Here is a 4,961-nt window from a genome sequence, read left to right as displayed (position 1 = left end):
GCGACCTCGCCGGGAATGCCGCCGCGATAGCCGGTGAGGAAATCGGGAATCGCCGTACGCGAGCCCGGCACCGTGGTACCGAGCACGTTCGGCGCACCGGCCAGCGCCTGCAGCGTGCTGATCGCACCGGGCAGATTGCCGGCGGCATTGCCGATCACCGCCAGCGCATTGGTCGGATCCTGCAGCGCCAGCAGCAGGCCTTCCACGGTGTTGTTGGCGGTGAATAGCGGAATATCGTTGCGCGGCAGCGCCGGCTGCAGGGCGGCGAACAACACGTCTTCGAGATCGATCTGCACCGGCTGGTTCGGCCGGAACGAGAACTCGCCGCGGATCGCTACCCCTTCATAGAGCGTCGAGAAGCTGGCGCCGAACAGATGGATGTCTTCCGGGTATTCGAGGAAGTACTGCGCGGTGTCCAGCGGCACTGCTTCGCGCAGATGAGTGCCGGGTACGCCGCAGGCGGCGATGAAGCTGGTCAGGTCGACAGGATCGATGCCGGCCGGGTTGCCCTCGGCGCGGGCGCAGCTGGCATCGGCGGCGGTGGCGCTCGCCGTCGGAATGCGCGAGTGGTAGCGCGAGTAGTACAGACCCAGTTCCGAGCCGTCGAACCAGTCGTTGTCCGGATGCCAGTACAACGCCACGCCGAACTGCCCCTGATCGCGGGCATTGCGGTTTTCGCCACGCCGCAGGGTGAAGCTGGTGGTGCTGACCAGATCGAGAATGTCGTTGCCCGGCGTGCCGATCTGCAGCGGGTCGTACGGCGCCTTCGCGAACGGCGCGATGATGCCTTCGTCGGCAGTCAGATGATTGCCGCCGTTGAAGAACGAAAAATACGAGCCGCGCGGCGGAATGCCGACCGGCCGCCACTCGAACTGGTAGAAGGCTTCGAAGCTCAGATCGTCATTGAACGGCCCGCGCGCCAGCAGCATGCCGGCCGGCCGGTAGACCTCGTCCAGGGTGCCGCCGGGACGGGTGAGGTTGTTGACGTCCGGCGGATTGATGAAATTCAGGCTGCCCTGGGTCGCGAAGCTGGCTTCGCCCCAGACCAGACGCTGGCGGCCGAGGCTGAAATCGATCGCTTGGCCTCCGATCTCGAAGGTGTCCTGCACATAGGCATCGAGCAGCTGCGCGCCGTAGCCGATCTGGTGGATGGTGTCGATGTCACGCTTGTTGCGCACCACCTGTCCCGGCCCCGGACCGGGCGTGACGATCTGGTTCGGGTGGTTCTCCTTCAAGCTGGCATTGATGTAGTCGTAGAAGAACAGCCCGCCGACCTCGATCTTCAGGTTGTCGCGCCGGATCGAGACACGCGAGTTCCACTTGACCGGCGAGGAAATGAAATCGCCCTTGTCGTAGTTCAGGTTGCCTTCGTCGTAAACCGAATTGCGTGCGCCCGGCGCCAGCAGGTAGCGGTTGTTCGGTTCGCTGTTGCTGGGGCTGACCGACAGGCATTCGTCGGCCGCGCACAGATTGGGATCGAGATTGGACTTGCCGACCAGATTCGAATCGCGGCCTTCGATACGCACCGCCGTGCCGATCGACACCCGGTTGGTCCACTCGTGGACCCAGCCTTCGGTCCAGCTGTCGCCGGAGGGCTCGGCACTGGCCAGCATTGGCGTCAGCAAAGCCACGACGAAGATGGCCCTAGCGCGCATCAGTGCCGCTCTGGCCATCATCCTGTTCCTGATTCTTCCTGCTGCGCCTCGGCTTCCAGAACTGGATGCGTGGCAGCGCGATGATCTCGGTGCGATCGACGATGGTTTCGGTCTGGCCCTTGAAGGTGACGCCATGACCCATCAGCGTTTCCAGGTTCACGAGGATGCGGAAGATCGACAGGATCACTTCCAGGGCCAGCGAGTAACCGAACACCAGCACCGACAGAGAGGTGTTGATTGCCGCCACGCCGGCGACGCAAAGCAGATAGATGGCCAGCGCCATCCGCGTGGTGACGATGGTGCGCAGCTGCAGATCGGTCAGCCCGACCAGCACCTCCGACAGTTCCGCGCGCGCGGCCGCCCAGGCCGGCATGCCATCCGTCGAACCCAGAGGGTCTGCCTTCATTCGCTGAATCTCCCCGCCTCACCGCCGACGGCTGCGCCGCCTTGTTCTGTCATTTTCCAGATCGTAGTCAGCGCCGATGCTTCGACCGGCTGCTTCTGAAGGTTCAGCCTTCCTGGTTCTAGGCCATGAACCGGCAAGCGATCTCGTCAGAGCAGACTACACATGACTGTGACATCCGACAATGGCAGAGTCCGCGCACTTTGCTCGACGGGCGACCTAGGCGCTTTGCCCGCCTTTTACGCATCAAACAGCCAGTGCTTGCCAGCACATTAATGGCGTGGTTAGAATGACTAACCGTCCGGTCAGTCAGTAGCCTGCTCACCGCTTCGCCCCCTCCCTATCTGCCGGATGTCACGAGTCGATGCGATGAGCCTTCCCGCCGGTGCCCGGTCAATACTCGATGCTGCTGCGTCGCTCTTTTCCAGGACCGGCTTCGACGCCGTGTCGCTCTCGGAGATCGCCTCGCGCGCCGGCGTCTGCAAGGCCAACATCTTTCATCACTTCGATTCCAAGGAAGCGCTGTATCTCGATGTGATGCGCGAAGCCTGCAAGTGCCACGCGGAGTTCGCCGAGCAGTTGCTGCTCGAACCCCTCAGTTCCACAGAGAAGCTGTTGCGTCTCGTCGAGTTCGAGTTTCACGACATGTTCGAGAACGAAGCCCGAACTCAGCTGATCTTCCGCGAAGTGCTCAATGCCGGCAGCGGCAAGGGCCGGGAGATCGCCGAAAACATCTTCCAGCGCAATTGCAACGCCGTCATCGCCTTGTTTCAGGAAGGTGTCGATCGCGGCGAATTCCGGTCCGAGCTGGATCCGGGCATCGCGGCCTGGATGCTCGGCGCCAGCGAAATGATGTTCTTCCAGAACCGCAACATCCTGAGCCACATGCCCGGCATGGGGAATGCGACCGTCCCGGCCGAGTACGCCGCCAAGGTCGTGAAAACGCTGCTGTATGGCCTGCTGCCTGATAACGCAGACGGTGTCGCGGTCGACGCCGCCCAATTCCAGAGGAAACCGACGTGATGATGCAACTGCCTTCACGGACCCGACTGAGCCTGTTCGCTTCGGCCTTGTTTGCCAGCGGCTGCGCCCTGGGTCCGGATTTCACCACGCCAGCGGCGCCTGAAACCGCGCGTTACACCAGCGAAGCGCTGCCCGGCACGACGGTTTCGATAGCGGTCCCGGGCGGTGAAGCGCAACAGTTCCTGGCCGGGAAAGCATTGCCGGATCGCTGGTGGACGCTGTTCGGTGCGCCGAAGCTCAATGCCTTGGTCGAACAGGCCCTGATCGCCAGCCCGAGCGTCGCGTCCGCGCAGGCGGCGTTGCGCGTGGCGCAGCAGAACTATCGCGCCGAACGCTCCAACCTGCTGCCGTCGGCTGAAGGCAGCTTCGATGCCTCGCGACAGAAGATCGATACCGCCACCTTCGGCAACCCGGGCGGCGGTGGCGTGATCTACAACCTTTACAACACCTCGATCGGCGTCAGCTACGGACTCGATCTGTGGGGCGGCACGCGGCGCGGCGTCGAAGCCGAGCGGGCAGCGGCCGAGTTCCAGCAATGGCAGCTCGAAGCCACCTATCAGACGCTGGTTGCCAACGTCGTCACCACGGCGTTCCGGGAAATCGAGCAGCGCTCCCTGATGGTCGGCCAGGAGCTGGTGATCCAGCAGCAGGAATCGCTGCTGAAGATCACCCAAGCCCGTTATGACAGCGGTGCCATCGCCCGCTCCGAACTACTGTCGATGCAGTCTCAGCTATCCACCGAACGCGGCAAGCTGCCGGCCTACAAGCTGGCGATGACCCAGGCGCAGAACCAGCTCGCGGTCTATCTCGGCAAGCTGCCGAGCGAGTACGTCAGCGCGCCGTTCGAGCTTGATGAACTGAGCCTGCCGCAGGAGCTGCCGATATCGCTGCCGTCGTCGCTGGTCCGTCAGCGGCCTGACATCCGGGCAGCGGAAGCGACCATGCATGAGGCTTCGGCGCGGGTCGGCATCGCCACCGCCAACCTGCTGCCGCAGATCGCGTTGACCGCCAAGTTCGGTACCCAGGCTTCGGTCATCGATCAACTGTTCACCGGCAATGTCTGGTCGATTGCCGGCAATGTCACCCAGCCCCTGTTCAATGCTGGAAAGCTGAGAGCCGAACGTCGCGCCGCATTCGCGACCCTGGACAAGACGGCGGCCGACTACCGGCAGACCGTGCTCGACGCCTTCCGCAATGTCGCCGATGCGCTGCGCGCGCTGGAAACCGACGCCGAGTATCTGCAGGCCCAGTACACCGCTGCTGATCTGTCGGCACAGAGCCTGAAACTGACCGAGAGCCAGTACAAACTCGGCAGCAGCAGCTCGCTGGCCGTGCTCGATGCCCAGACTCGCGATACCCAGGCCCGCGCCGGCTACATCGCCGCCCGCGCCGCCCGTCTCAGCGATACCGCTGCACTGTTCCAGGCGCTCGGCGGCGGCTGGGCCACGCGCAATCCTGACGCTGAACTGCCGGCCGGCCCACCAGGTGGTACGCCGCCGACTGAATCGGCCAGTTCATCGGTGGGTGCGCCGTGATCGCCGCCCGCAATTGCTGCACACGATCATCCAATCACTCGACTGACCGCGCCTCGAAGCTCGGCATGCAAAACTCCCGGAGAACTCCATGAAGCGCTGGCTCACCCTCATCGGCGTCGTCGTTCTGATCCTGATCGTCATCGTCGGCGTCAAGGCGTTTCAGATCAAAAAAATGATGGCGGGCTTCGCGGCCGCGCCGGAACCTCAGGTCGCGGTTTCCACGCTGACCGCCGCATTCGAAGAGTGGCAGCCGACCCAGGCCGCCGCCGGTTCGGTGCGTGCGGTGCGCGGCGTGACCCTGTCGACGGAAGTCGCGGGCCTGGTCGACAACGTGTCGTTCCGCTC

Annotated in this window: 4 protein-coding genes and 1 pseudogene; 3 read left to right on the top strand and 2 right to left on the bottom strand. The window is 63.8% G+C overall.

All coding sequences use genetic code 11. The features are described 5' to 3' along the window. Both Q0D45_RS20915 and Q0D45_RS20910 read right to left on the bottom strand, forming a co-directional pair. Positions 1 to 1,655: DUF1302 family protein (locus tag Q0D45_RS20915; protein WP_293397663.1), on the bottom strand; the 1,655-nt coding region annotated here is incomplete at its 3' end. After that, positions 1,645 to 2,061 carry a hypothetical protein gene (locus tag Q0D45_RS20910; protein WP_293397660.1) on the bottom strand — a complete coding sequence of 139 codons (417 nt, stop codon included), beginning with the start codon at positions 2,059 to 2,061 and terminating at the stop codon, positions 1,645 to 1,647. The genes Q0D45_RS20910 and Q0D45_RS20915, both read right to left, overlap by 11 nt. Positions 2,062 to 2,427: 366 nt before the next feature. On the opposite strand from Q0D45_RS20910, the gene Q0D45_RS20905 reads away from it, so the two are divergent. The 3 genes and pseudogenes from Q0D45_RS20905 to Q0D45_RS20895 form a co-directional block, all read left to right on the top strand. Then, positions 2,428 to 3,081 (top strand): TetR/AcrR family transcriptional regulator, encoded by a 654-nt coding sequence (locus Q0D45_RS20905; protein WP_293397657.1) that lies wholly within the window; start codon positions 2,428 to 2,430, stop codon positions 3,079 to 3,081. Next, complete coding sequence (locus tag Q0D45_RS20900; protein ID WP_293397666.1) at positions 3,081 to 4,616, top strand: efflux transporter outer membrane subunit; 1,536 nt, start codon at positions 3,081 to 3,083, stop codon at positions 4,614 to 4,616. The genes Q0D45_RS20905 and Q0D45_RS20900 overlap by 1 nt, the downstream gene beginning before the upstream one ends. An 88-nt stretch (positions 4,617 to 4,704) precedes the next feature. Beyond that, positions 4,705 to 4,961: pseudogene (locus Q0D45_RS20895) on the top strand (efflux transporter periplasmic adaptor subunit); the annotation flags it as partial.

It is taken from the genome of Nevskia sp. (genome assembly GCF_023266035.1).
GTDB lineage: Bacteria > Pseudomonadota > Gammaproteobacteria > Nevskiales > Nevskiaceae > Nevskia.
Note: the sequence above shows the minus strand (reverse complement) of the source record. Positions and strands in the feature narration are given on the sequence as shown.